Source organism: Komagataeibacter intermedius TF2 (assembly GCF_000964425.1).
GTDB lineage: Bacteria > Pseudomonadota > Alphaproteobacteria > Acetobacterales > Acetobacteraceae > Komagataeibacter > Komagataeibacter intermedius.
In genome coordinates this window covers 1-443 of the sequence record NZ_BANF01000444.1, presented here as the reverse complement: position 1 = coordinate 443, position 443 = coordinate 1, and the positions used below count along the sequence as shown (strand labels likewise).

1 protein-coding gene is annotated in these 443 nt (G+C 62.8%); it reads right to left on the bottom strand.

Features of this window, described 5'->3' with window-relative positions:
* A partial coding sequence (locus B7449_RS17965; RefSeq protein ID WP_456303606.1) for an ATPase, T2SS/T4P/T4SS family occupies positions 1–428 on the bottom strand: 428 nt, incomplete at its 3' end.
* Between the last annotated feature and the right edge of the window lie 15 nt (positions 429–443).

The window sequence follows — 443 nt, the reverse complement described above, 5'->3', positions numbered from 1 at the left end:
CTTTCTTCCGCCAGAGCGGTGTCTTCGGTGATCAGATCGGCATCGAGCAGTTTGCGGATGGCCTTTCCGAAAGACTGGCCCTGCGCCTCGACCGCGTCGGCCACTACGTCGGGCCAGTCCGTCGGCTCGGTCCGGGTGAGCTTGCGGCGCAGATCACGATCGAAAGTGAGGAATTCGCGGATCGCAACACGCCCGCCGCCCTTGCGGGGTACAAGGCGCTGGTTGATGCAGAACCGAAGCGCCTGAGCGAGGGCCGAGACGAGGTTGTCACGTTCCGAGGGCGGACAGAGCGCGATCGCGCGCTGGATCATGAGGGAGACGCTGTCTGCATGCAGCGTCGTGCTCAGGATACCGCCCATCATGGCAATATTGATGGCTGCATTCATGGTCTCGCCGTCCCGACATTCCGTGATGATGCCATCGCTCATCTCGCGGCGTGTCAG